General features: G+C 55.4%; 20 protein-coding genes. 9 read left to right on the top strand and 11 right to left on the bottom strand.

Features of this window, described 5'->3' with window-relative positions:
* The first annotated feature begins 109 nt into the window (after positions 1-109).
* From holC to HMPREF3143_RS02900, 4 genes are all read left to right on the top strand, one after another.
* Positions 110-553, top strand: a complete 444-nt coding sequence (holC, locus tag HMPREF3143_RS02915) for a DNA polymerase III subunit chi (RefSeq protein WP_008502815.1) — start codon at positions 110-112, stop codon at positions 551-553.
* Entirely contained in the window at positions 553-3,408 is a 2,856-nt protein-coding gene (locus tag HMPREF3143_RS02910) for a valine--tRNA ligase (RefSeq protein WP_023294670.1), read from the top strand. Before holC ends, HMPREF3143_RS02910 begins: the two co-directional genes overlap by 1 nt.
* 123 nt (positions 3,409-3,531) lie before the next feature.
* The gene (locus tag HMPREF3143_RS02905) at positions 3,532-4,035 is read left to right on the top strand and encodes a GNAT family N-acetyltransferase (RefSeq protein WP_008502817.1); all 504 of its coding nucleotides are present in this window, start codon (positions 3,532-3,534) and stop codon (positions 4,033-4,035) included.
* An 83-nt stretch (positions 4,036-4,118) separates the two neighbouring features.
* Positions 4,119-5,138, top strand: coding sequence for an NADPH-dependent aldehyde reductase Ahr (locus HMPREF3143_RS02900; RefSeq protein WP_070531701.1), 1,020 nt, complete (start codon positions 4,119-4,121; stop codon positions 5,136-5,138).
* A gap of 43 nt (positions 5,139-5,181) precedes the next feature.
* Here HMPREF3143_RS02900 and HMPREF3143_RS02895 read toward each other — a convergent pair whose 3' ends face one another.
* A complete protein-coding gene (locus tag HMPREF3143_RS02895) occupies positions 5,182-6,822 on the bottom strand; it encodes a dihydroxyacetone kinase subunit DhaK (RefSeq protein ID WP_070531698.1) in 1,641 nt (546 codons plus the stop codon).
* Between the two features lie 137 nt (positions 6,823-6,959).
* Here HMPREF3143_RS02895 and HMPREF3143_RS02890 point away from each other — a divergent pair, with 137 nt between their 5' ends.
* Positions 6,960-8,462: a helicase HerA-like C-terminal domain-containing protein gene (locus HMPREF3143_RS02890; protein WP_070531695.1), complete on the top strand. Its 1,503-nt coding sequence runs from the start codon at positions 6,960-6,962 to the stop codon at positions 8,460-8,462.
* On the opposite strand, the gene HMPREF3143_RS02885 is transcribed toward HMPREF3143_RS02890, so the two are convergent.
* Positions 8,442-9,383 (bottom strand): tRNA modification radical SAM protein MnmL/YtqA, encoded by a 942-nt coding sequence (locus HMPREF3143_RS02885; RefSeq protein ID WP_115423245.1) that lies wholly within the window; start codon positions 9,381-9,383, stop codon positions 8,442-8,444. The genes HMPREF3143_RS02890 and HMPREF3143_RS02885 overlap by 21 nt on opposite strands.
* Positions 9,384-10,070: 687 nt before the next feature.
* Here HMPREF3143_RS02885 and gltB point away from each other — a divergent pair.
* The gene (gltB, locus tag HMPREF3143_RS02880) at positions 10,071-14,531 is read left to right on the top strand and encodes a glutamate synthase large subunit (RefSeq protein ID WP_070531692.1); all 4,461 of its coding nucleotides are present in this window, start codon (positions 10,071-10,073) and stop codon (positions 14,529-14,531) included.
* Positions 14,532-14,540: 9 nt separating this feature from the next.
* Positions 14,541-15,959 carry a glutamate synthase subunit GltD gene (gene gltD, locus HMPREF3143_RS02875; RefSeq protein WP_021242274.1) on the top strand — a complete coding sequence of 473 codons (1,419 nt, stop codon included), beginning with the start codon at positions 14,541-14,543 and terminating at the stop codon, positions 15,957-15,959.
* A 179-nt stretch (positions 15,960-16,138) separates the two neighbouring features.
* Here the strand turns inward: gltD and HMPREF3143_RS02870 are convergent, their stop codons facing one another.
* The 9 genes from HMPREF3143_RS02870 to zapE all read right to left on the bottom strand — a co-directional run bounded on the left by HMPREF3143_RS02870 (position 16,139) and on the right by zapE (position 24,789).
* Positions 16,139-16,699, bottom strand: coding sequence for a DUF1120 domain-containing protein (locus HMPREF3143_RS02870; protein WP_023294675.1), 561 nt, complete (start codon positions 16,697-16,699; stop codon positions 16,139-16,141).
* Entirely contained in the window at positions 16,696-19,110 is a 2,415-nt protein-coding gene (locus HMPREF3143_RS02865; RefSeq protein ID WP_032664519.1) for a fimbrial biogenesis outer membrane usher protein, read from the bottom strand. The genes HMPREF3143_RS02870 and HMPREF3143_RS02865 overlap by 4 nt, the downstream gene beginning before the upstream one ends.
* Before the next feature lie 15 nt (positions 19,111-19,125).
* Positions 19,126-19,830, bottom strand: a complete 705-nt coding sequence (locus tag HMPREF3143_RS02860; protein ID WP_008502827.1) for a fimbria/pilus chaperone family protein — start codon at positions 19,828-19,830, stop codon at positions 19,126-19,128.
* 120 nt (positions 19,831-19,950) lie between these two features.
* Positions 19,951-20,628, bottom strand: a complete 678-nt coding sequence (locus tag HMPREF3143_RS02855) for a DUF1120 domain-containing protein (protein WP_008502828.1) — start codon at positions 20,626-20,628, stop codon at positions 19,951-19,953.
* 450 nt (positions 20,629-21,078) lie between these two features.
* Positions 21,079-21,576: a ClpXP protease specificity-enhancing factor gene (gene sspB, locus HMPREF3143_RS02850; protein ID WP_025912562.1), complete on the bottom strand. Its 498-nt coding sequence runs from the start codon at positions 21,574-21,576 to the stop codon at positions 21,079-21,081.
* A gap of 5 nt (positions 21,577-21,581) precedes the next feature.
* Positions 21,582-22,220 carry a stringent starvation protein SspA gene (sspA, locus tag HMPREF3143_RS02845; protein ID WP_008502830.1) on the bottom strand — a complete coding sequence of 213 codons (639 nt, stop codon included), beginning with the start codon at positions 22,218-22,220 and terminating at the stop codon, positions 21,582-21,584.
* 308 nt (positions 22,221-22,528) lie between these two features.
* On the bottom strand, positions 22,529-22,921 hold the full coding sequence (gene rpsI, locus HMPREF3143_RS02830) for a 30S ribosomal protein S9 (RefSeq protein ID WP_003860436.1): 393 nt from the start codon (positions 22,919-22,921) through the stop codon (positions 22,529-22,531).
* Between the two features lie 15 nt (positions 22,922-22,936).
* Complete coding sequence (gene rplM / locus HMPREF3143_RS02825; RefSeq protein ID WP_003860434.1) at positions 22,937-23,365, bottom strand: 50S ribosomal protein L13; 429 nt, start codon at positions 23,363-23,365, stop codon at positions 22,937-22,939.
* Between the two features lie 299 nt (positions 23,366-23,664).
* Entirely contained in the window at positions 23,665-24,789 is a 1,125-nt protein-coding gene (gene zapE, locus HMPREF3143_RS02820; protein WP_070531688.1) for a cell division protein ZapE, read from the bottom strand.
* Positions 24,790-24,978: 189 nt separating this feature from the next.
* Here zapE and zapG point away from each other — a divergent pair, with 189 nt between their 5' ends.
* Positions 24,979-25,377, top strand: coding sequence for a Z-ring associated protein ZapG (zapG, locus tag HMPREF3143_RS02815; RefSeq protein ID WP_008502832.1), 399 nt, complete (start codon positions 24,979-24,981; stop codon positions 25,375-25,377).
* A gap of 171 nt (positions 25,378-25,548) precedes the next feature.
* A complete protein-coding gene (degQ, locus tag HMPREF3143_RS02810) occupies positions 25,549-26,916 on the top strand; it encodes a serine endoprotease DegQ (protein WP_070531685.1) in 1,368 nt (455 codons plus the stop codon).
* The last annotated feature ends 77 nt before the right edge of the window (positions 26,917-26,993 follow it).

Here is a 26,993-nt window from a genome sequence, read left to right as displayed (position 1 = left end):
GCCGGGTGGCGGCTTCGCCTTACCCGGCCTACACGCCACTCAACCGTAGGCCGGGTAAGCGAAGCGCCACCCGGCTTTGCATTTAAATCCACGACAAGAAGCCCCATATATGAAGAATGCAACGTTCTACCTTCTGGACAACGACACCCATCAGGATGGACTCAGCGCCGTCGAACAGCTGGTGTGTGAAATTGCCGCAGAACGTTGGCGCGCAGGCAAACGCGTGTTGATAGCCTGTGAAGATGAGCAGCAGGCGATTCGTCTCGATGAAGCGCTGTGGGCCCGCCCGCCGGAGAGCTTTGTTCCGCATAACCTGTCAGGCGAAGGGCCACGCGGCGGGGCGCCGGTGGAAATTGCCTGGCCGCAAAAGCGCAACAGCAGCGCGCGCGACATTCTGATTAGCCTGCGGATAGATTTTGCAGATTTTGCCACCGCTTTCACAGAAGTGGTAGACTTTGTCCCTTACGAAGAATCCTTGAAACAACTGGCGCGCGAACGCTATAAAGCGTACCGCCTGGCTGGTTTTAACCTGAATACGGCAACCTGGAAATAATGGAAAAGACATATAACCCACGCGATATCGAACAGCCGCTTTACGAGCACTGGGAACAGCAGGGCTATTTCAAGCCTAACGGCGACGAAAGCAAAGAGTCCTTCTGCATCATGATCCCGCCGCCGAACGTCACCGGCAGTTTGCATATGGGTCATGCTTTCCAGCAGACCATCATGGACACCATGATCCGCTACCAGCGCATGCAGGGCAAAAACACCCTGTGGCAGGCGGGGACTGACCACGCGGGTATCGCGACCCAGATGGTGGTTGAGCGTAAAATTGCCGCTGAAGAAGGGAAAACCCGCCACGACTACGGTCGCGACGCGTTCATCGACAAAATCTGGCAGTGGAAAGCGGAATCTGGCGGCACCATTACCCGTCAGATGCGCCGTCTCGGCAACTCCGTGGACTGGGAGCGCGAGCGCTTCACCATGGATGAAGGCCTTTCCAACGCCGTGAAAGAAGTCTTCGTCCGCCTGTACAAAGAAGACCTGATTTACCGCGGCAAGCGCCTGGTTAACTGGGATCCAAAACTGCGCACCGCGATTTCCGATCTGGAAGTGGAAAACCGCGAGTCCAAGGGCTCCATGTGGCACATCCGCTATCCGCTGGCCGACGGCGCAAAAACCGCTGACGGTAAAGATTACCTGGTGGTCGCGACCACCCGTCCGGAAACCCTGCTGGGCGATACCGGCGTGGCCGTTAACCCGGAAGATCCGCGTTATAAAGATCTGATTGGCAAATTCGTGGTGCTGCCGCTGGTAAACCGCCGTATTCCGATTGTGGGCGACGAACACGCCGACATGGAAAAAGGCACCGGCTGCGTGAAAATCACCCCGGCGCACGACTTCAACGACTATGAAGTGGGTCGTCGTCACGCCCTGCCGATGATCAACATTCTGACCTTCGACGGCGATATCCGCGAAAGCGCAGAAGTGTACGACACCAAAGGCAACGAATCCGACGTTTATTCCAGCGACATCCCGGCCGAGTTCCAGAAGCTGGAACGCTTTGCCGCGCGTAAAGCGATTGTGGCTGCCGTTGACGCACTGGGCCTGCTGGAAGAGATCAAACCTCACGACCTGACCGTGCCGTACGGCGACCGTGGCGGCGTGGTTATCGAGCCAATGCTGACCGACCAGTGGTACGTGCGTGCCGACGTGCTGGCGAAACCGGCTGTGGAAGCGGTTGAAAACGGCAGCATTCAGTTCGTGCCGAAGCAGTACGAAAACATGTACTTCTCCTGGATGCGCGATATTCAGGACTGGTGTATCTCCCGTCAGCTGTGGTGGGGTCACCGTATCCCGGCATGGTACGACAACGAAGGCAATGTGTACGTTGGCCGCAGCGAAGATGAAGTGCGCCAGGAAAACAACCTGAGCGCTGACGTTGCCCTGCGTCAGGACGAAGACGTGCTGGATACCTGGTTCTCCTCCGCGCTGTGGACCTTCTCCACCCTCGGCTGGCCAGAAAACACCGACGCGCTGCGTCAGTTCCACCCAACCAGCGTGATGGTGTCCGGCTTCGACATTATCTTCTTCTGGATCGCCCGCATGATCATGATGACCATGCACTTCATCAAAGATGAAGACGGCAAGCCGCAGGTTCCATTCCATACCGTCTACATGACCGGTCTGATCCGCGACGACGAAGGCCAGAAGATGTCCAAATCCAAGGGTAACGTCATTGACCCGCTGGATATGGTTGACGGTATTTCTCTGGAAGAGCTGCTGGAAAAACGCACCGGCAACATGATGCAGCCTCAGCTGGCGGAGAAAATCCGCAAGCGCACCGAGAAACAGTTCCCGAACGGGATTGAGGCTCACGGTACCGACGCCCTGCGCTTCACCCTGGCAGCGCTGGCCTCGACCGGCCGTGACATCAACTGGGACATGAAGCGTCTGGAAGGTTACCGTAACTTCTGTAACAAGCTTTGGAACGCCAGCCGCTTTGTGCTGATGAACACCGAAGATCAGGATTGCGGCTTCAACGGCGGCGAGATGACCCTCTCCCTGGCCGACCGCTGGATCCTGGCGGAATTCAACCAGACCGTGAAAGCGTTCCGCGAGGCGCTGGACAGCTACCGCTTCGATATCGCGGCGGGCATTCTGTATGAATTCACCTGGAACCAGTTCTGTGACTGGTATCTGGAGCTGGCGAAGCCGGTCATGAACGGCGGCACTGAGGCGGAACTGCGCGGCACGCGCAACACGCTGATTACCGTTCTGGAAGGCCTGCTGCGCCTGGCGCATCCGGTTATTCCATTCATCACCGAGACCATCTGGCAGCGCGTGAAGGTGATTGCAGGCATCAACGCCGACACCATCATGCTGCAGCCGTTCCCGGCATTCGATGCAGCTAAGGTTGATGAAGCGGCGTCTGCGGATACCGAGTGGCTGAAGCAGGCGATCGTGGCGGTACGTAACATTCGTGCTGAAATGAACATCGCGCCGGGCAAACCGCTGGAGCTGCTGCTGCGCGGCTGTAGCGAAGCGGCCGTTCGTCGCGTCACCGAGAACAACACCTTCCTGAAAACCATGGCGCGTCTGGAAAGCATCACCGTGCTGCCTGCTGATGACAAAGGTCCGGTTTCCGTGACCAAAATCATCGACGGTGCCGAGCTGCTGATCCCGATGGCAGGTCTGATCGACAAAGACGCTGAGCTGGCTCGTCTGGCGAAAGAAGTGGCGAAAGTCGACGTGGAAATTGGCAAAATCGAAAGCAAACTGGCGAACGAAGGCTTTGTTGCCCGCGCGCCGGAAGCGGTCATCGCGAAAGAGCGTGAGCGTCTGGTTGCCTTCGCCGATGCGAAGACCAAGCTGATTGAGCAGCAGGCGGTTATCGCTGCCCTGTAATGCTTTTACCCCTTACGCTTCAGGGCGTAAGGGGTAACCTTCCTGAAAACTCCTCGCTTGCACTCCCCTTTCTGCGGTGCTATTAACAGCAGTTATGTGTCAATTTTTGTAATGAGTAATGCTATGAGCGTGATTACCCCCGTCGCGACGACGATGCGCCGGATCGCTGAGCAGGATAACCCGGCTATCGCCGCCGTTATTCGCACCGTTTCTGCCGAATATGGACTGACGGCTGACAAGGGCTACACGGTTGCCGACCCGAATCTGGACGCGCTTTTCCAGCTCTACAGCCAGCCTGGTCATGCCTACTGGGTCATCGAGCAGAACGGCCAGGTCGTGGGCGGCGGCGGCGTGGCGCCCCTCAGCTGCAGCGAGCCGGATATCTGCGAACTGCAGAAAATGTATTTCCTGCCAACGGCACGCGGACAAGGACTGGCAAAAAAGCTGGCGCTGATGGCGCTGGACCACGCGCGCAAGCAGGGTTTTACCCGCTGCTACCTTGAAACGACCGCCTTCCTCAAAGAGGCCATCGGCCTGTATGAACATCTGGGCTTTGAGCATATCGATGCGCCGCTGGGCTGTACCGGCCACGTTGATTGCGAAGTCAGAATGCTGAAAAGTCTGTAACTTTCGTTCCTGCCCTCTTCTGTTAAGCGGCTGTAAACTGAATGCTCTACACTCTCAGTTCACACCACAACGGGGGAAACACGATGTCGAAGATAAAAAGCTACGCCGCACCGCAGGCGGGTGCAGAACTTGAGCTGTACGAGTACGATGCGGGCGAACTAAAAGCAGAAGACGTCGAAGTACAGGTTGATTACTGCGGGATCTGCCACTCGGATCTCTCGATGATCGACAACGAATGGGGCTTCTCCAGCTATCCGCTGGTTGCCGGGCACGAAGTTATTGGCCGCGTCGTGGCGCTCGGTAGCGCCGCGCAGGACAAAGGGCTCAAAGTGGGACAGCGCGTGGGCATTGGCTGGACGGCACGCAGCTGCGGTCACTGCGATGCCTGTATCAGCGGCAATCAAATCAACTGCCTCGAAGGCGCCGTTCCCACCATTCTCAACAAAGGTGGTTTTGCCGATAAACTGCGCGCCGACTGGCAATGGGTCATCCCGCTGCCGGACAGCATTGATATCGAATCCGCCGGTCCGCTGCTGTGTGGCGGCATCACCGTCTTCAAGCCGCTGCTGATGCACCATATCACCGCTACCAGCCGCGTCGGCGTCATCGGTATCGGCGGACTGGGGCATATTGCCATTAAGCTGCTGCACGCGATGGGCTGTGAAGTCACGGCGTTCAGCTCGAACCCGGCGAAAGAGAAAGAAGTGCTGGCGATGGGGGCGGATAAAGTGGTGAACAGCCGCGATCCGCAAGCGCTGAACGCGCTGGCGGGCCAGTTTGACCTGATCATCAACACCGTGAACGTCGATCTCGACTGGCAGCCGTACTTTGAAGCGCTGGCCTACGGCGGTAACTTCCACACCGTGGGTGCGGTGATGAAGCCGCTGCCGGTTCCGGCGTTTACCCTGATCGGTGGGGATCGCAGCATCTCCGGTTCTGCAACCGGTACGCCGTACGAGCTGCGCAAACTGATGAAATTCGCCGGACGCACCAAAGTGGTGCCGACCACCGAACTGTATCCGATGTCAAAAATCAACGAAGCGATCCAGCACGTGCGCGACGGCAAAGCCCGCTACCGCGTGGTGCTGAAAGCAGATTTCTGATGTGAGTTTGCCGGGTGGCGGCTTCGCCTTACCCGGCCTACTTTCACTGCTGCGCCAATACGTTAAATACTTCCGCTACCGCGACCGCTCCCGGATCCATCACCCCATCCAGGTTCTCTTTATTGACATACGACGAGCGTCCCGCGCCGGCTTTCGCCATTTTTGCCGTTGCTTCTGCGCCCTGCTGCGCGGCCTGCGCTGCCGCCTGAATATTGCCTTTCTGTAACGCCTCCAGCGCTGGTTGCAGCGCATCGATCAGCGTGCGATCGCCAAGATCCGCTCCGCCGTACTGCTTCATCTGCGCAAGTCCACTGAGCAAGGCCTCCGGGAGCGTCTGACCATCGTGAAGCTTTTGCCCGGCCGCGGTAAAGAAGATCGACATCAGCACGCCGCTCGACCCGCCCATTACCGTAGCCAGCCGCTCGCCAACCAGCAGCAGCAGCTTAGGCACGTCATTAAGCGGGAGCGCGTTCTCCTCCAGGCGCTGCGCAATATCCCGCGCCCCTTGCGCAAAGGTAGAGCCGGTATCGCCATCCCCCACTTTAGCATCCAGCGCGTTCAGGCGGTTTTCCAGCTGGATCAGCGTTGTCGACACGGAGGAGACAAACGCACGAACCTGTGGATTGTCAGACGGAGTGTACTCCACACGGTCATGAATGGCGCTATGCGCCACGGTGCGCAGTGGCGCAAACGCGACGGGCTTCTGCCATCCCAGCGTCTCGACGTCGGCGTGAATCGCTTTTTCAAAGAAATCGTTGAGCTTCAGCAGCGTCAGAGAAAAGCCTTTCATATCCAGCGCGCTGACCAGTGGCGCAGGGCCAATCAGGTACGCGATATTCTCTTTCAGCGCCGAGTGCGCCAGCTCTTTGGTCAGCAGCGCCATCTCCAGCGCCGATACGCCGCCAAGATTGTTAATCAGCACCGCAAAACGCCCCTCCCCCGCCTGCGCGCGTAACGGCGTCACCAGGGTGTCGATAATGGCTTTGCTGTTTTGCGTATCCACCACGGAAGCCCCGGGCTCGCCGTGAATGCCCAGGCCCAGCTCGACATGGCCTTGCTTAATGCGCCCCTCTTCATCGTCGCTGCCCGGCAGGTTGCACGTTTGCATCGCTACGCCCAGGCTCCAGAGGTTATCGCAGGCCTGTTGCGCAATATCCCGCACCTCGCTCAGCGATTTCCCCTGTTCCGCCGCATAGCCCGCAATCTTGTGCACCAGCGCCGTGCCGGCAATACCGCGCGGCTGCTTGTTATCCGGCAGCGCGATATCGTCCGCCACAATCACCATCTCCACCTTCAGGCCGTAGCGTTTGGCCTTTTCAGCGGCCAGGCCGAAGTTCAGGCGGTCGCCGGTGTAGTTTTTGACGATCAGCAGACAGCCGCGATCGCCCGTGACCGCGACGATGGCATTCAGTACCGCATCCACGCTCGGCGAGGCAAACAGATCGCCGCACACTGCCGCCGTCAGCATCCCTTTGCCAACAAACCCGGCGTGTGCGGGTTCATGGCCTGAGCCGCCGCCGGAAATTACCGCCACGCGGCTTTTATCCCAGTCGCCGCGCGCGACGATCCTGATGGCCGGATCGATATCAAGCTTGACGAGATTGGCATGTGGCGCGGAAAGCAGTATGCCTTCAATGGCATCGTTGACCAGCTGTTTGCGATCGTTAAAGAAGAATCTGGACATAGTTTCCCACTATTTTGTGAACCGTATGCAAAAGCATAGTCCGCGCTGGATAATGCGCCGCAAAGTCAGCAATTTACTCAGCCGTTTTACCGTCAGGTTGCCTATACTCCACCCAGGACTACGAGAGGAAGCGCATCATGAGTACACCATTGTTAATTGCCCGGACGCTGGAAAAAGAGCTCTATTTACTGCCCGCGATGGCGAACCGCCACGGTCTGATCACCGGCGCGACCGGGACGGGGAAAACCGTCACCCTGCAAAAGCTGGCGGAGTCGCTTTCAGAGATTGGCGTACCGGTCTTTATGGCTGACGTAAAAGGCGATTTAACCGGTGTGGCTCAGGAAGGGACCGCCTCTGAAAAACTGCTCGAACGGTTGAAGAATATCGGCATCACGGACTGGACGCCGCACGGTAACCCGGTGGTGGTATGGGACATCTTCGGTGAAAAAGGCCACCCGGTGCGCGCCACCGTCTCCGATCTCGGTCCCTTGCTGCTGGCCCGTTTGCTTAACCTCAACGACGTGCAGTCCGGCGTATTGAATATCATCTTCCGTATTGCCGATGACCAGGGGTTGCTGCTGCTTGATTTCAAAGATCTGCGCGCCATTACGCAGTACATCGGCGATAACGCCAAATCCTTCCAGAACCAGTACGGCAACATCAGCAGCGCCTCGGTGGGCGCAATTCAGCGTGGCCTACTGACGCTGGAGCAACAGGGTGCCGAGCACTTCTTCGGCGAGCCAATGCTGGATATCAAAGACTGGATGCGCACCGACAGCAGCGGAAAAGGGATTATTAACATCCTGAGCTCCGAAAAGCTCTACCAGATGCCGAAACTCTACGCCGCCAGCCTGCTGTGGATGCTCTCTGAACTTTACGAACAGCTGCCAGAGGCGGGCGACCTTGAGAAGCCGAAGCTGGTGTTCTTCTTTGATGAAGCGCACCTGCTGTTCAACGATGCACCGCAGGTGCTGCTGGACAAGATCGAGCAGGTTATCCGCCTGATCCGTTCCAAAGGCGTCGGCGTCTGGTTTGTCTCGCAAAACCCGTCGGATATCCCCGACAACGTGCTGGGCCAGCTCGGCAACCGCGTACAGCACGCCCTGCGCGCCTTCACGCCGAAAGATCAAAAAGCGGTAAAAGCCGCCGCGCAAACCATGCGCGCCAATCCGGCCTTTGATACCGAAGCCGCCATTCAGGCGCTGGGCACCGGTGAAGCGCTGATCTCGTTCCTGGATGCGAAGGGCAGCCCGTCCGTAGTGGAACGCGCCATGGTCATTGCGCCTTGCTCGCGCATGGGGCCGGTGACCGACGATGAACGCAACGGCCTGATTAACCACTCACCGGTTTACGGGAAGTACGAAGACGAGGTGGATCGCGAATCTGCTTTCGAGATGCTGCAAAAAGGAGTCCAGGCGACAACGGAATCGCAGGATGCGCCTGCCGCTAAAGGGCAGTCTGTCGCCGTGGATGACGGCATTCTTGGTGGACTCAAAGACATCCTGTTCGGCAGCACCGGGCCGCGCAGCGGCAAACGCGACGGCGTAGTGCAGACCATGGCGAAAAGCGCCGCGCGACAGGTCACCAATCAGATCGTGCGCGGCATGCTGGGGAGTTTGTTAGGCGGCCGTCGCCGCTAGACGCGGAACCCACGGGCGGCCCAGCGCCGAACCCTGTACGCCGTTCTCCTGCAGGTAGCGGTCAATTTCCACCATCCCCGTCCAGCGGTTCTCACACCACAGCGGTGCCAGAAGCGTTGGTCGGCGGGCGCTGGCCGAGATGCGGTGGTAGACAATCTCCGGTGGCGTGTGGCGAATCATCTCCCCCGCCGTCACCGTATAGTCCTCAAGCTCGATACCGCTTAACCGCCCGGCCTCCCAGGCTTTCGCCATAATGCTGCCCTTCACGATATGCAGCGGATGAAGCTTGATGCCGTCCACGCCGGTTTCAACGACTTTTTCCAGCGTTTCAAGGGCATGCTGTTGACTTTCGCCGGGCAGACCGACAATCAGATGTGAACAGACCTTCAGCCCGCGCTCGCGTGCAAGCCGCGTGGTGCGCTGGTAGCAGGCGAAATCATGGCCACGGTTGATACGGTGCAGCGTTTTGTCATGTGCGGTTTGCAAGCCCAGCTCCAGCCAGATCTCGTAGCCTTGTTCTTTGTACTCGCTGAGCAGGTCCAGCACCGCGTCCGGTACGCAGTCCGGGCGGGTTCCCACGCACAGCCCAACGATGTTGGCCTGGCTGACGGCCTGCTGATACATCGATCGCAATACCTGCACCTCCGCCCACGTGCTGGTGTAAGCCTGAAAATAGGCCAGATACTGCTTCGCACGGTTCACCAGGCTGGCCTGATGAGCAAGCTGTTCAGCGATAGAGTTATGTTGCTGTGCTTCATCGGCAAACGACGCAACGTTACAGAAGGTGCAGCCTCCGCGCCCGATGGTGCCGTCGCGATTCGGGCAGCTAAACCCGCCGTGCAGCGTCAGCTTATGAACCTTTTGCCCGTAGCGCTGCAAAAGATCCCCACCAAACATATTGACTAATTTCTGTAACTGCATAATCTGATAGACCGTCCCGGAGAAAGGGGACAAGCCTGCCATTTTTAGCCTCTGTCGGCGATGACCTGGATCAATCGCCCTGGACGGCCTTTATCTATATGAATAAATAATCAGGATTACTGCAATTTCATTCACGCCGCATGTGATTACTTTTCCTTATGTTCTGATTGTTTTTTTCATTTATAGCGCCATCACTGAAAAACAGTGTGTTTATGCGGGTTTGCGGCCAATGCCAGATTATTGTTCTGCTATAAAACCGCTATTCAGCACGCTACATGGATAATACCGCTTTCATATAGTGAGTCAGATCACACTCCGCTGCGCTCTTTCAGGGCATTCATTCAATGTAAAATTAGTTAAATAACCTTAAAATACAAACAGATAAACTCTCTTTAGCACATTTTTGTATAAATAAGATTGCCATTTGACCTGTGTACCAATTCCCGATAAGTTGGAAATCCGCTGGAAGCTTTCTGGATGAGCGGCCTGCTCATCATATTTATGCAGTAATTGAGATTCCCTCTGAAGCAAGTCCTCAAACTTGTTTACCTGCGCGAAAGGATGAAAAAGAGGGCGAATGCGAGGTCCGCGTATGAAACGCAAACCCCGTCGCCATGCTCTTTCTGTGCCTGTGCGCCACGGTAAAGTTCAGTGGGAAGCCCGACGAGCCTGGGGAGGTTCACTGATATGTTGTACGATAAATCCCTTGAGAAGGATAACTGTGGTTTCGGCCTGATCGCCCACATAGAAGGCGAACCTAGCCACAAGGTGGTGCGTACCGCTATTCACGCACTGGCCCGTATGCAGCACCGTGGCGCCATTCTTGCCGATGGTAAAACTGGCGACGGTTGCGGCCTGCTGCTGCAAAAACCGGATCGTTTCTTCCGCATCGTGGCGGAAGAGCGCGGCTGGCGTTTAGCCAAAAACTACGCTGTCGGCATGCTGTTCCTGAATCAGGATCCTGAAAAAGCTGCCGCGTCACGCCGCATCGTCGAAGAAGAACTTCAGCGTGAAACCCTGTCGATTGTCGGCTGGCGCGATGTGCCAACCAACGAAGGGGTGCTCGGTGAAATCGCCCTCTCCTCGCTGCCTCGTATTGAACAGATTTTCGTCAATGCGCCTGCGGGCTGGCGTCCGCGTGATATGGAACGCCGTCTGTTTATTGCCCGCCGCCGCATTGAAAAACGTCTCCAGGACGATAAAGAGTTCTACGTCTGTAGCCTCTCTAACCTGGTGAACATCTATAAAGGTCTGTGTATGCCGGCTGACCTGCCGCGCTTCTACCTGGACCTGGCGGACCTGCGTCTGGAATCGGCCATTTGCCTGTTCCACCAGCGCTTCTCCACCAACACCGTTCCACGCTGGCCGCTGGCGCAGCCGTTCCGCTACCTGGCGCACAACGGCGAGATCAACACTATTACCGGTAACCGCCAGTGGGCCCGCGCCCGTACTTACAAGTTCCAGACGCCATTGATCCCTGACCTGCATGATGCCGCGCCGTTCGTGAACGAAACCGGCTCGGACTCCAGCTCGATGGATAACATGCTGGAACTGCTGCTGGCGGGCGGGATGGATATCGTGCGCGCCATGCGTCTGCTCGTGCCGCCGGCCTGGCAGAACAACCCGGATATGGACCCTGAGCTGCGCGCGTTCTTCGACTTTAACTCCATGCACATGGAGCCGTGGGACGGCCCGGCGGGCATCGTCATGTCCGACGGTCGTTTCGCTGCCTGTAACCTGGACCGTAACGGTCTGCGTCCGGCGCGCTACGTCATCACCAAAGATAAGCTCATCACCTGCGCCTCTGAAGTCGGCATCTGGGATTACCAGCCTGACGAAGTGGTCGAGAAAGGCCGCGTCGGTCCGGGCGAGCTGATGGTGATCGACACCCGCAGTGGACGCATCCTGCACTCCGCCGAAACCGACAACGATCTGAAGAGCCGCCACCCCTACAAAGAGTGGATGGAGAAAAACGTGCGTCGTCTGGTGCCGTTTGAAGATCTGTCGGATGAAGAAGTGGGCAGCCGCGAGCTGGACGATGACACCCTCGCGAGCTACCAGAAGCAGTTTAACTACAGCGCGGAAGAGCTGGACTCCGTCATCCGCGTGCTCGGTGAAAACGGCCAGGAAGCGGTCGGCTCGATGGGTGACGATACCCCGTTTGCCGTGCTCTCCAGCCAGCCGCGCATCATTTACGACTACTTCCGCCAGCAGTTTGCGCAGGTCACCAACCCGCCAATCGATCCGCTGCGTGAAGCCCACGTGATGTCGCTGGCCACCAGCATCGGTCGCGAGATGAACGTCTTCTGCGAGGCCGAAGGCCAGGCGCACCGTCTGACCTTTAAATCGCCGATCCTGCTGTACTCCGATTTCAAACAGCTCACCACCATGAAAGAGGAGCACTATCGCGCCGACACGCTCGATATTACCTTCGACGTGAACGACGCGAGCCTCGAAGAGACGGTGAATGCGCTGTGCGACAAAGCCGAACAGATGGTGCGTAACGGTACCGTGCTGCTGGTATTGTCCGACCGCAACATCGCGAAAAACCGTCTGCCGGTGCCTGCACCAATGGCGGTGGGCGCTATCCAGACGCGTCTGGTGGATAAGAGCCTGCGCTGCGACGCCAACATCATTGTTGAAACCGCCAGCGCGCGCGACCCGCACCACTTTGCCGTGCTGTTAGGCTTTGGCGCGACGGCGATCTACCCGTACCTGGCCTATGAAACGCTGGCCCGTCTGGTGGATACCCGCGCGATCGACAAAGATTACCGCGCGGTGATGCTGAACTACCGTAACGGCATCAACAAAGGTCTGTACAAGATCATGTCCAAAATGGGCATCTCGACCATTGCCTCCTACCGCTGCTCGAAGCTGTTTGAAGCGGTCGGCCTGCACGATGAGGTCGCCAACCTTTGCTTCCAGGGCGTGGTCAGCCGCATCGGCGGCGCCGGTTTTGCTGACTTCCAGCAGGATCTGGTGAACCTGTCCAAGCGCGCCTGGCTGGCACGTAAGCCGCTGGATCAGGGCGGTCTGCTGAAATACGTTCACGGCGGCGAGTATCATGCCTACAACCCTGACGTGGTGCGCACGCTGCAGCAGGCGGTTCAGAGCGGCGAATACAGTGATTATCAGCAGTACGCTGAACTGGTGAACAACCGTCCGGCGGCGACGCTGCGCGACCTCATTGCCCTGAATCCGGGTGATGAAGCGGTCAGCATTGACGAAGTCGAACCGGCATCCGAACTGTTCAAACGCTTCGATACCGCGGCGATGTCCATCGGCGCGCTGAGCCCGGAAGCCCACGAGGCGCTGGCGGAAGCCATGAACAGCATCGGTGGCAACTCTAACTCCGGCGAAGGCGGTGAAGATCCTGCCCGTTACGGCACCAACAAGGTGTCCCGTATCAAGCAGGTGGCATCCGGCCGCTTTGGCGTGACGCCAGCGTACCTGGTCAACGCCGACGTGATTCAGATTAAAGTCGCTCAGGGTGCGAAACCGGGCGAAGGCGGTCAGCTGCCGGGTGATAAAGTTACCCCGGACATCGCCAAACTGCGCTACTCGGTACCGGGCGTGACGCTGATCTCCCCGCCGCCGCACCACGATATCTACTCTATCGAGGACCTGGCGCAGCTGATTTTCGACCTGAAGCAGGTCAACCCGAAAGCGATGATCTCCGTGAAGCTGGTTTCCGAACCGGGCGTCGGCACCATTGCCACTGGCGTGGCGAAGGCCTATGCGGACCTTATCACCATCGCCGGTTATGACGGCGGTACCGGCGCAAGCCCGCTCTCCTCCGTGAAATATGCGGGCTGCCCGTGGGAACTTGGCCTGGTGGAAACCCAGCAGGCACTGGTCGCTAACGGTCTGCGTCACAAGATCCGTCTGCAGGTGGACGGTGGCCTGAAAACCGGCCTCGACATCATCAAGGCGGCGATTCTGGGTGCGGAAAGCTTTGGCTTCGGTACCGGCCCAATGGTTGCGCTCGGCTGTAAATACCTGCGTATTTGCCACCTGAACAACTGCGCAACCGGTGTTGCGACCCAGGACGAGAAGCTGCGTAAGAATCACTATCACGGTCTGCCGTTCAAAGTGACCAACTACTTTAACTTCATCGCTCGTGAAACCCGCGAGCTGATGGCGCAGCTGGGCGTGAAGCACCTGGTAGACCTGATTGGCCGTACCGACCTGCTGAAAGAGCTGGAAGGCTTCACGGCCAAGCAGCAGAAGCTGGAGCTGAGCAAGCTGCTGGAAACCGCGCAGCCGCATCCTGGCAAAGCGGTCTACTGCACCGAGAACAACCCGCCGTTCGACAACGGCGTGCTGAACGCGCAGCTGCTGCAGCAGGCGAAACCGTATGTGGACGACAAGCAGAGCAAAACGTTCTGGTTTGATATCCGCAACACCGACCGTTCCGTGGGTGCCTCCCTCTCCGGCTACATCGCGCAGACGCACGGTGACCAGGGGCTGGCGGCCGATCCGATTACCGCGCACTTCAGCGGTACTGCGGGTCAGAGCTTCGGCGTGTGGAACGCAGGCGGCGTTGAGCTGTACCTGACCGGCGATGCCAACGACTACGTCGGCAAAGGCATGGCGGGCGGTCTTCTGGCGGTACGTCCTCCGGTCGGCTCAGCCTTCCGCAGCCATGAAGCCAGCATTATCGGTAACACCTGTCTGTACGGCGCAACCGGCGGTCGTCTGTTTGCCGCGGGTCGTGCGGGCGAGCGTTTTGCGGTGCGTAACTCCGGTGCTATCACCGTGGTGGAAGGCATTGGCGATAACGGTTGTGAATACATGACGGGCGGGATTGTTTGCGTTCTGGGTAAAACCGGCGTGAACTTCGGCGCAGGCATGACGGGCGGTTTTGCCTACGTCCTGGATGAAGACGGTGAGTTCCGTAAACGCGTGAACCCTGAACTGGTAGAAGTGCTGGACGTTGACACGCTGGCCATTCACGAAGAACACCTGCGCGGTTTGATTACCGAACACGTGCAGCATACCGGTTCTTCGCGCGGCGAAGAGATCCTGGCTAACTGGCCGGCGTTCTCTGCGAAATTCGCGCTGGTTAAGCCGAAGTCCAGCGATGTTAAAGCCCTGTTGGGTCACCGTAGTCGTAGCGCAGCAGAGCTGCGCGTGCAGGCGCAGTAAGGAATTCAGATGAGCCAGAACGTATACCAGTTTATCGACCTGCAGCGTGTTGATCCGCCAAAGAAACCGCTGAAGATCCGCAAAATTGAATTTGTTGAAATCTACGAGCCGTTTTCAGAAGGCCAGGCCAAAGCACAGGCAGACCGCTGCCTGTCCTGCGGTAACCCTTACTGCGAATGGAAATGTCCGGTACACAACTACATCCCTAACTGGCTGAAGCTGGCCAACGAAGGACGTATTTTTGAAGCCGCCGAGCTGTCTCACCAGACCAACACCCTGCCGGAAGTGTGCGGCCGAGTGTGCCCTCAGGATCGTCTGTGCGAAGGTTCCTGTACGCTGAACGACGAGTTTGGCGCGGTGACCATCGGCAACATCGAGCGCTATATCAACGATAAAGCGTTTGAGATGGGCTGGCGTCCGGATATGACCGGCGTGAAGCAAACCGACAAGCGCGTGGCGATCATCGGCGCGGGCCCGGCGGGCCTGGCCTGTGCGGACGTGCTGACCCGCAACGGCGTGAAGGCGGTGGTCTTTGACCGCCATCCGGAGATTGGTGGCCTGCTGACCTTTGGTATCCCGGCCTTTAAGCTGGAAAAAGAGGTCATGACCCGTCGCCGTGAAATCTTCACCGGCATGGGCATTGAGTTCAAACTGAACACAGAAGTGGGCCGCGACGTACAGCTCGACGATCTGCTGAAGGATTACGACGCCGTGTTCCTGGGCGTGGGTACCTATCAGTCCATGCGCGGTGGTCTGGAAAACGAAGACGCACCGGGCGTTTATGACGCACTGCCGTTCCTGATTGCCAACACCAAGCAGATTATGGGTTACGGTGAAACCGCCGATGAGCCGTTCGTCAGCATGGAAGGCAAACGCGTGGTGGTGCTGGGCGGCGGTGATACCGCGATGGACTGCGTGCGAACCTCCATTCGTCAGAATGCGGCGCACGTTATCTGTGCCTACCGTCGTGACGAAGAGAACATGCCGGGCTCTAAGCGCGAAGTGAAAAACGCGCGTGAAGAGGGCGTGGAATTCCAGTTCAACATCCAGCCTCTGGGTATTGAAGTGAATGCCAACGGTAAAGTGAGCGGCGTGAAGATGGCGCGCACTGAGATGGGCGCACCGGATGCGAAAGGCCGTCGTCGCGCGGAAATCGTGGCAGGCTCCGAGCACGTGATCCCCGCTGACGCCGTGGTGATGGCGTTCGGTTTCCGCCCTCACAGCATGGAATGGCTGGCGAAGCACAGCGTTGAGCTGGACTCGCAGGGCCGTATTATTGCGCCAGAAGGCAGCGATAATGCCTTCCAGACCAGCAACCCGAAAATCTTCGCCGGTGGCGATATCGTTCGCGGTTCCGACCTGGTGGTGACGGCGATTGCCGAAGGGCGCAAAGCGGCTGACGGGATACTGAACTACCTGGAAGTGTAAAAAAAAGGGAATAAACCTTCCGGTTTATTCCCTTTGTTACCTACAGCGTAATCAAAAAAATTTCAGATATTTCAGCATGAAGGTTGCCAGCCTATCAATGCTTGAGTCAGCTGCAAGAAAAAACAGGCATTTCATTGGCGATAGAAATAATGAAGAGCTATTTTTTACTCTCCGAAATGCTACCTCGTCAGCAGAGTCCAGGTTAAGTCACTTTCCAGTACGGTTTGATCGGTGATGCGGCTAAACGCATTGTCATCCAGCACAGGTGATAGCGTGACCCGGAAATTCATCTGCTGGCCTGAAGGCACCTGATTATTATCAACCGCAATAACCGCTTCATTATTACGCACATAAAACGGCGAAGGCGTGCCGCTTTGCGGAGTAAAACCGAGCTGATCGACCGTTTTGCCGACGGTGTAATTTTTACCGTCGATGGTCATATCATCGATTTTAACCGCCATCCCGCCAGACTGGCCGAATGTGAAGCGCCCTTTATCGCCTGCCGTCCCCTGTAACAACACCGCCATTTGCTGCGGCTGCGGGCAGTAAACATTAACGTTGAGGGTACGGTCCGCCATTTTGTGCCAGTTCTGCTGGGTTTTATCGATATTATCTCGACGCATTTCATGGTAATCCACCACCGGCTGCGAAAGCGATATTTGGCAATCTTCCGCATTTGCAGTCGCCACGAAGAAAAGTATCCCCAGCGCTGTTAATCCTACTGTTTGTTGATAATTCATCGGCATACTCCGTTTACTTCTTCATAGAAGGCGTCTTCATTGCGTTTCTCAGGAAGAGCGAAATCGAGTTTGCACAAACGATTGTTGTTGGCGTCCATGGCGTACAGCGCCGGTAACTGATCCGCATCGTTGATAAAGACATGACCATCATCAACGACCGTCACAATGTAGTTGTCCTTCTCATCCACGATTGCCAGCCCTTTTCTCAGCGGCTGACCATCGGTTTGCTTCATACGCAGCATCACACGTCGGCTGTTCAGCACCTTGAAGTCAAGCTCGCTGACTGAAGCGTGACCTGCGGCGATATATCGAGTGCCGTTTGCCAGCGTCATATTCTGCGGCAGCTTGTTGGCATCCACTTCTATACGCGAATTGCGCCACTCGTTTAGCGAAGGTACAACCGCCTGTCCCCAGGCATCGGTCCAGACCGTACCCTGTGGCGTAGCGATTTCTACCCCGCTTTTCTTCTCGCTCAGTCTGGCAATCGCAAAGGTATCGCGAATCGCATACGGCGAGAACGTCACGCCATTTTTGTGCATAGCGATGCCGCCCGCCAGGGTGGCGTTATAGTTACGCTGGTGATCACCGTTGCTGCCACCACCCACGCTCAGCTGGGTGTAATGCAGATTGGTGTTAAGGTTACCGTTGAAGCTATTATCGCTGGACGACTGGTCACGATCGGCGGCGATATAGTAGTGTGTGTTTTCGCCCAGCGAACCGCTGTTGGCTACACCGTAAGTGGTATTGTCGCCCTGTTTGCGCATGTAAGTGCTGACAGACTGCCCCGGACTCAGCGGAATGCTGACGTTGATGTACAGCATTTCATCATCCTGGTCGTCATCGACGTTGCCCACAGCGCTTTGCCAGTTGGCGGTAACGCTGGCATATTTAAATGTCTTACCCCACGACAGAAGCAGATAGCGGGAATCCTCAGAGTTCCCGCTGCTCTGGTTATAGTTGAAGCCTGCTGAGAAAACGCCTGCCAGACCGGATGAGAAACGTATGCTGCCGGAGTAGGCGTTATCGTACCCCTGATAGTCATCGTCCATCGCTTCTGCCATCTCACGGTAGCCGCCGCTGTAGTGCGTCGCGCTGGTGGAAAGCGATACATGGGAGGAAAGCGTAAGATCGCTTCCTAGCTCGGTTTTAAGTCCACTGTTGCTGTCACCAAAAGACTCTTTGCTTGCCGCAACCGTCGTGGAAACAGACCAAAGATCGCTGATAAGAAAATCGGTACGACCGCCAGCTGCCTGGTAATCTTGAGCGGCAGTACCGGAGGCCAGAAGGTTCATCCACGGGAAAATGCGCCAGCCGTCGGAAACGTTCATCACCAGCGGATCGCTGTAGTCGCTATCGATGCTGCGTACCTGACCGGCAGACACGGTAAGCCCCTGCGGGCGAGAAAGATTTCGCTGCTTCACTGCGGCAGCAGGAACAATAAAGTGATTCGTGGAGCCGTCCGACTCTACGACGGAAACGTCTAAATCGACGTTGTTACGCGCAACCGGCACGTCATCCAGCGTAAATGGTCCCGCGGGCACGAGCGTACTGAAGATCAGCTGATTGTTCTGGCGAATCTCCACGCGAGCCTGGGAGGAACGGGCAATGCCTGACACGCTGACGCCGCTGCCGTCTTTTGTCAGCCCGCTAGTCGGCATAAGCTGGATACCGGTAATGGGTATGCCGCTCAGCACATTAGACATGGCATTAATTTCACCGACCTGCATGGTTAACTTCTGCGGGACAAAAACATGCTCTGCGTAGGTGTAAATGCTGTCGGCATTTTTCTTGCCATTGTCATCCGTCAGGATGTAATTACTGCGAAGCGACCAGTCAAATGCGTTAAAACCCGCTTCCAGATTGGCCTGCGAATAGCGGGTTTTGTCGCTACCGCCATATTCGTTACGGGTGCTGAAAAGCGAATAGTTGAGCATCCCGGCGGCACCGCCGTGCTGGAAGTTTCGGATATCCGACGACAGGCTGTTTACCGCTTCAGGCGGCAGATACAACTCAACGGCTTCCTGGTTTGGCAACGCGTTGATTACCGCTTTCGGGTAGTCGTCGCGGATGTTGTGGCACGCCTCGCCTGCCTTCAGGGGGACTGGCATGAGGCCTGCGAAATCAAGCAGATCGTTATCAAAACACAGCACGCCGTCCTTATTGAAACGGACGGCGGCCATTCCGCGATCTTCACCATTCACTTTAACGTTCACGGAATGGGTTCCGGGCAGAAAACGCGGTGCTTCAGCGAAATAATGGTTCAAGTCGCTCGATAACCCCAGCGTTTTCATTACCCCCGTATCAAACGTCACTTCCCTTGCGAGTACGGAGGCGGAGTCAAACATCATCAGAGGCAAGGTGCCGCAGAGAACTGCGCGGACACAAAGTGCAATACGGCTTTTTTTATTCACCGTTTGATCCCTATATTATTTATTTAATTCTGAGGTAAAACTCGGCACTTCAATGCCATAACGGCTGGCCGGGAAAAATTTAACGTGGCTATCACCGCTGCTCGTTTTGTTCAACGCAGCCGTCATCGTCTCACCTGGCAGAAGGTAAGTTTTGGAAAGCGTGGCGTTTGCGCCTGAAGGTTGTAATACGACTTTTTGTGCCAGACGAACAACGTACTTACTTGGGTTGGTTACTTTTACAGAAGATCCAACCGTAGACCATTTGAGATATTTCCACGCATCCGTCACGACCCCCAGCGTAGCCGGGCGTATTAGCACTGGAATATCCTGGCGAATATTAATGCCAATTTTAATTTTTTTATCGTCATTTTTTGGTGGAATACCGTCAAATGTGACGCGTTTTAAATGCTCAACATCCAGCGGCTGCTTGCTTTGCAAAATAAAACGAAGCTGCTGCGTTTGGCCCGGCTCAAGGCGAACCACAGGCTGCGTGACGATCAACTTAAGCCCCTGGTCGTCCGGCAGGTCTACAACGTTCGTATATAATAAGGATGGGTGTGAATCCGTATTTTTTACGTTAATGGTACCGCTGTGTGTGGCTTCATCAATAATTAGCAGGCTGGTTTCTGGCACCATACCTTCTGCATGCACCGCAAAATTGGCGGAGAATAAAGCGACAGTAAAAAGTGTTTTAAATATATTCGACCTTATGCATTGCATAATATTATCTCCTTGATAGCCCAACAGAACATTCCATGTTTATCGTGCTGTTAAAAAGAGAGTAAATGCAGAACATTCACTCTCTGGATTATTTTAAAATTACTTTTACTCAATAAAGTCTTACAGATAACGCAGGCTGATGGTCAACTGACCGTCAAGCTGAGTATCGTCCGTAATCGCCAGAGTTGTGGTGTCCTGAAGAGCCAGTGAAGTTGCCAGCGGGAAGGTCGCGGTCTGGAAGGCCAGCGGATCCAGAGAACCTGCAGACGCAACGGTGAAGTCACGAATATGGCTGCCCTGAGAAGAACCGTTGGTGGATTTGGTCCAGGTACCCGTCGCGTTCTGCTGATAGATTGGATCTACCGCAGCACCATCAGCCGTTACGCTGTCTACTTTAACTAGCAGAGCGTAAGAGCCAATGTTAACGCCACCCGCGGTTTTGCCCACACCGTAAGTTTGGCTAGCGCCTTTAATAATACCACCACCAAACATACCGTTTTCTACGGTCAGACCCGCGTTAGTATCAGCGCGATCGTCAACCATATTCCAGGACACTTTTGTTGCTGCGGTGCAGTTAATGGTCAGATCTATATTCTTCTGTCCCAACTGGTTGACAGCAGAAGCGTTCAGACTGCCCAAATTAATTGTACCGTAGTCAACAGTACCGCCGTTGCTTAATACTGGCGTACATGCTGCATTCGTCAGCGTACCTTTAACCTTCAGTACAGCTGAAGGGTCTGCAGCAAATGCTGAAGTCACACACAGAGAAAGCGCAGTAGCGAGTAAAACTTTTTTCACTTGTTAATCCTTAACATATGAGTAATTGCAATATTTAACCCAGTAATGATAAATACCTTTACCAGTTACTGATTGTCGTCATGCTTGTCAGCATGTGCACATAGTATTGTTTTTATAAATACATGCAATTTAGCAAAATTAACTATTCTATTAAGGATAACCACAAAATGATTTTTTCCTTATTTTATTAAGAAATTACCCAATCAAAAAAGAGATCAACATCAAAAAAATAATATTACTCAGAATTCCTCTTTACTTTTCTCATCGTTTTGATATTAGTTCACACCTCATTTATTCATGGGGTTTATAAATCTATTTAATTATTAATCAAGCAATGAAGAAACAAGAGATATAAACAATGCTTATTTAAAAATATTACAACGGTAGATTGATGCAGAAATAAAAAAAGCCAGTGATATCACTGGCTTTTTACAAACGGCGCAAGCGGATTTATTTCACAACGCGTAGCGCTGGGCGACCACCGCGCGGAGGCGGATCGTCATCAGGGTCATTGTCATCTTGATGATCGGGTTTGTCGCCATCGATAATTGACATCACCGTGTCGCTTTCACGCTCATCAGATGCGTTGTCATCATTCAGGCTGGCAACGTCTTCATCATATGCCGCTTCCGGCTCGAACATGGTACCCGCACCGTTTTCACGCGCGTAGATAGCCAGCACAGCAGCCAGCGGTACGGAAACCTGGCGCGGTACGCCGCCGAAACGCGCGTTGAAGCGCACTTCATCGTTTGCCAGCTCCAGGTTACCCACCGCGCGCGGGGCGATGTTCAGTACAATCTGTCCGTCACGTGCGTATTCCATTGGAACCAGCACGCCCGGCAACGTCACATCCACAACCAGGTGCGGCGTGAGCTGGTTATCCAGCAGCCATTCATAGAAGGCGCGCAGCAGATACGGACGGCGTGGGGTAAGTTGTGACATTTCCACAGTCATTAGCCTCGGCCGAGACGCATTTCACGTTCCGGTTCAGTTAAAGATGCCAGGAAAGAGTCGCGCTCAAAGACGCGAGTCATGTAGCCCTTCAGCTCTTTCGCGCCAGGACCGCTGAATTCTACGCCCAGGATTGGCAGACGCCACAGCAGAGGTGCCAGGTAGCAGTCTACCAGGCTGAACTCATCGCTCAGGAAGAACGGTTTCTGACCAAACACCGGGGCGATTGCCAGCAGCTCTTCACGCAGTTGCTTACGCGCAGCGTCGGCTTCCGCAGCGGATCCGCTGGTGATCACGTTCATCAGCGAATACCAGTCTTTTTCGATACGCTGCATGTACAGGCGGCTTTCACCACGCGCAACAGGGTAAACAGGCATCAGCGGCGGATGCGGGAAACGCTCATCCAGGTATTCCATAATGATACGGGATTCCCACAGGGTCAGCTCGCGATCCACCAGCGTCGGTACGCTTTGGCTCGGGTTGAGATCGATCAGATCCTGAGGCGGGTTATCCTTTTCCACATGCTCGATCTCAAAACTGACACCCTTCTCGGCCAGCACGATACGAACCTGATGGCTATAAATGTCAGTAGGACCAGAAAACAGCGTCATTACCGAACGTTTGTTGGCAGCGACAGCCATGAAAACCTCCAGGTATATTCAGAATTTTTACTGCTACCAGCCCAACAGGGGCCAGCCAGATGTTGTATCGCCCATCCCAGAGAAGACACATTGTTCAAGAATCGAACAAAAATCGAGTATTCACCGATATTTGGGCAGAAAATTGGATGATAGTTTACCAGATTTTGATGGCTTTGTGGTGAGGGGATTCTGGAAATGTGGAAAAAGAGAAGATATATGCATGGATATTGTGGATAACCTGCGCATTATCCATAAAAAAACCCGCCGAAGCGGGTTTTTCGCCAATCGTTCTGCGTAAGCAGAATGGATTAACGTTTGGAGAACTGTGGACGACGACGTGCTTTACGCAGACCCACTTTCTTACGTTCAACCTGACGCGCGTCACGAGTAACGAAGCCAGCTTTACGCAGTTCAGAACGCAGGGATTCGTCGTACTCCATCAGAGCGCGGGTGATACCGTGACGGATCGCACCTGCCTGACCGGAGATACCACCACCTTTAACGGTGATGTACAGATCCAGTTTTTCTACCATATCAACCAGTTCCAGCGGCTGGCGAACTACCATGCGGGCAGTTTCGCGACCGAAGTACTGTTCCAGAGAACGCTGGTTGATTACGATTTTACCACTGCCCGGTTTGATGAAAACGCGAGCTGCGGAACTTTTGCGGCGACCAGTGCCGTAGTATTGATTTTCAGCCATTGCCTATAATCCCGATTAGATGTCAAGAACTTGCGGTTGCTGTGCCGCGTGGTTGTGCTCGTTGCCTGCGTAAACTTTCAGTTTACGGAACATAGCACGACCCAGCGGGCCTTTTGGCAGCATGCCTTTAACCGCGATTTCAATCACACGCTCAGGACGGCGGGCAATCATCTCTTCAAAGGTCGCTTCTTTGATACCACCGATGTGGCCGGTGTGGTGGTAGTACATTTTGTCAGTACGCTTGTTGCCGGTAACAGCAACTTTGTCAGCGTTCAGAACGATGATGTAATCACCGGTATCAACGTGCGGAGTGTATTCCGCTTTGTGCTTACCGCGCAGGCGACGAGCCAGTTCAGTAGCCAGACGGCCCAGAGTTTTACCGGTCGCGTCAACAACATACCAGTCGCGCTGTACGGTTTCTGGTTTAGCTGTAAAAGTTTTCATTAAAAGCTTACCCAAATAATAAGTTACACGTTGGTGAACACCCAAACGTTTAGTCAGTTGAGGTTCACACGACAAAGTCCGGCAAACCTACCCCTTCGAATAGCACATGCCGACACATAGAAAGTTTCGGGAAAAAAACCTTCTCGTAACGTGGGGTCGCAAGATTATAGAGAAGTTGAGGTCAAAGATCGACCCTTAAATGTGATTCAAATTGGGTTTTTCGAGGCGGTGGAAAATGCCGGGTGGCGGCTGCGCCTTACCCGGCCGACAAGTCCCCCTTCACAGGGAGAGGGTAGCGTTTATGGCATATGCTCCAGCTTCAGGTATTCCTCGCTCTGCATCTCCTGCAGGCGAGACAGGCAGCGCTGGAACTCAAACTTTAGCCGCTCCCCCTGGTAGATCTCATATAAAGGAAGCTCGGCGCTAATCACCAGCTTAACGTGGCGCTCGTAAAACTCGTCCACCATCGCGATGAAGCGCCGCGCCTCGCTCTCCATCAGCCGCGTCATCACCGGCACATCCAGCACCATCACGGTGTGGAACAGACGTGAAAGCGCAATGTAGTCGTGCTGGCTGCGGGCATCAACGCACAGCGTCGTAAAGGAGACCGCCAGCGTTTGGTTTTCAACGCCGAGCGTTGGCAGCGGGCGATGGTTAATCTCGAGTTCCGGGGCGTGCTCGCGTTTTGCCCCCGCCAGCGCCAGCCAGAGTTTATCCATCTCGCGGGTGGTCTCTGCATTTAACGGCGAGAGCCACAGGTGCGCCTGGGTTAAGGTGCGCAGGCGATAATCGACACCGGCATCAACGTTCATAATGTCACAATGCTGCTTAATGGCGTCGATGGCAGGCAGGAAGCGTGCCCGCTGCAGGCCGTTGCGGTAAAGCTCATCCGGCGGAATATTCGACGTGGCCACCAGCGTGATCCCGCGGGCAAAAAGCGCTTTCATCAGGCCGCCTAACAGCATGGCATCGGTGATGTCAGACACAAAAAATTCATCGAAGCAGAGCACGTCCGTTTCCGCCTTGAACCTGTCGGCCACAATCTCCAGCGGATCGCTTTTACCCTGCAGCGCAGTCAGCTCTTCATGCACACGCAGCATAAAGCGGTGGAAGTGCAGACGCTGTTTACGCGCCCCCGGCAGGCTCTGGTAGAACATGTCCATCAGCCAGGTTTTTCCGCGACCGACCCCGCCCCACATATATAGACCGCGCACCGGCGCGTGGGCCTGTGGCGCTTTTTTTCCGAGCAACCGTCCAAATGCCGCCTTTAGCCCGCCATTCTGTTCGGTTTCAGCGGGTTTGGCCGTGAGTTCCTGATAAATCATCTCCAGACGACTTACCGCCTCACGCTGTACGTCATCCGGCTGATGAGTGCCCTCGTTTAGGGCCAGTTGATATCGCGATGCAGGGGACAGGTTTTGCATAATCTTATTGTTATTCCTTCAATTAACGCTCACCAGCAGACGTGACTGATGAAAAAAAGGCCGTTCTACACTACGCGATGATACGTCAGGATTCCACTTCTACGGAAATAGCGGTTATAGTGGCATTATCAGGCACAGGCAGGAGCCGAGCCAACACCCTACGGAACAACAAGACAACGGGAGAAGTTCATGACCTGGGAATATGCGCTAATCGGTTTAGTCGTCGGCATCGTCATCGGTGCTGTGGCCATGCGTTTCGGTAATCGCAAATTGCGTCAGCAGCAGTCACTGCAGTACGAACTGGAAAAGAACAAAGCCGAGCTGGAAGAGTATCGTGAAGAGCTGGTCAGCCATTTTGCCCGTAGCGCCGAGCTGCTGGACAACATGGCGACCGACTATCGTCAGCTGTATCAGCATATGGCAAAAAGCTCCAGCAGCCTGCTGCCGGAAATGACGGCGGAAACCAATCCGTTCCGCAACCGTCTGGCAGACTCTGAAGCCGGTAACGACCAGGCGCCTGTTCAGATGCCTCGCGACTATTCAGACGGCGCGTCCGGCCTGCTGCGCGGCGGTGTAAAACGCGATTAATCGCACAACCTGAATTTATTTTACGGGCGCAGCGATTGCGCCCGTCCTTTCTTCCTGACCCCAGCTATCATTTAGTTAAACACCTCATTGTTCAGCGGTTTAAAATTCAATAACATCAACGTGTTTTTGGGGCCGTTTTTCCTTTATTCCAGGTTACGAGAGTCAACATCGATGAAGAAAAAAAACCAGCTGTTGAGCGCTATCGCGTTAAGTGTCGGGTTATCTCTCTCGGCGTCCGTCCCTGTATTTGCCGCCCTTCCCTCCCAGGTGCCTGGCCAGGCGGCCATTCCAAGCCTTGCCCCCATGCTGGAAAAAGTGTTGCCTGCGGTGGTCAGCGTTCAGGTTGAGGGCACGGCGGTACAAAGCCAACGCGTCCCTGAAGAACTGAAAAAATATTTTGGCGATGAGTCTCCCGACCAGCAGGCCCAGCCTTTTGAAGGCCTGGGTTCCGGCGTCATTATTGATGCGGCAAAAGGCTACATTCTGACTAACAATCATGTCATCAGCCAGGCCGATAAAATCAGCGTCCAGCTAAACGATGGCCGCGAATTTGATGCCAAACTGATTGGCGGTGATGACCAGAGCGACATTGCGCTGTTGCAGGTACAAAACCCGAGTAACCTGACCCAGATTGCCATCGCGGACTCCGACAAACTGCGCGTCGGTGATTTTGCCGTCGCCGTGGGTAACCCCTTTGGCTTAGGGCAAACCGCCACTTCCGGGATCGTCTCCGCGCTGGGACGCAGCGGCCTGAATCTGGAAGGGCTGGAAAACTTTATCCAGACCGATGCCTCAATCAACCGCGGGAACTCCGGCGGGGCGTTACTTAACCTTAACGGTGAGCTGATTGGGATCAACACAGCCATTCTGGCCCCGGGTGGCGGCAGCATCGGGATCGGTTTTGCGATTCCCAGCAATATGGCCAAAACCCTGGCGCAGCAGCTCATTCAGTTCGGCGAAATCAAACGCGGGCTGCTGGGTATTAAAGGTATGGAGATGAGCGCCGATATCGCCAAAGCGTTCAATATCAACGTACAGCGCGGGGCGTTTGTCAGTGAAGTGCTGCCTAACTCCGGCTCGGCAAAAGCAGGTATCAAATCGGGCGATGTGATCGTCAGCCTCAACGACAAGCCGCTGAGCAGCTTTGCCGAGCTGCGCTCGCGGATAGCGACCACCGAACCCGGCGCCAAAGTGAAGCTGGGTCTGATCCGTGACGGTAAGCCGCTGGACGTTGAAGTGACGCTGGATAAGAGCACCTCCTCCTCTGCCAGTGCGGAGCTGATCGCCCCGGCGCTGCAGGGTGCGACGCTGAGCGATGGACAGCTGAAAGACGGTACGAAAGGCATTCGCATCGACACCGTTGAGAAGAGCAGCCCTGCCGCACAGGCCGGATTGCATCAGGAAGAGGTGATCATTGGGGTAAACCGCAATCGCGTGCAGTCCATTGCCGAACTACGCAAGGTGATGGAGAGTAAACCGGCGGTTATTGCCCTGCAGGTCATGCGCGGCAATGAGTCTATCTATATTCTGTTGCGCTAAGCATTTGCGACCCGGACATCACCGCTGCGTGTGATGTCCGGATAACTCATGTTATGCTGCAAATCGTTCCTTTTTTA

This window comes from Enterobacter sp. HMSC16D10, from assembly GCF_001807145.1.
Classification (GTDB): Bacteria; Pseudomonadota; Gammaproteobacteria; order Enterobacterales; family Enterobacteriaceae; genus Enterobacter; species Enterobacter roggenkampii.
Note: the sequence above shows the minus strand (reverse complement) of the source record. Positions and strands in the feature narration are given on the sequence as shown.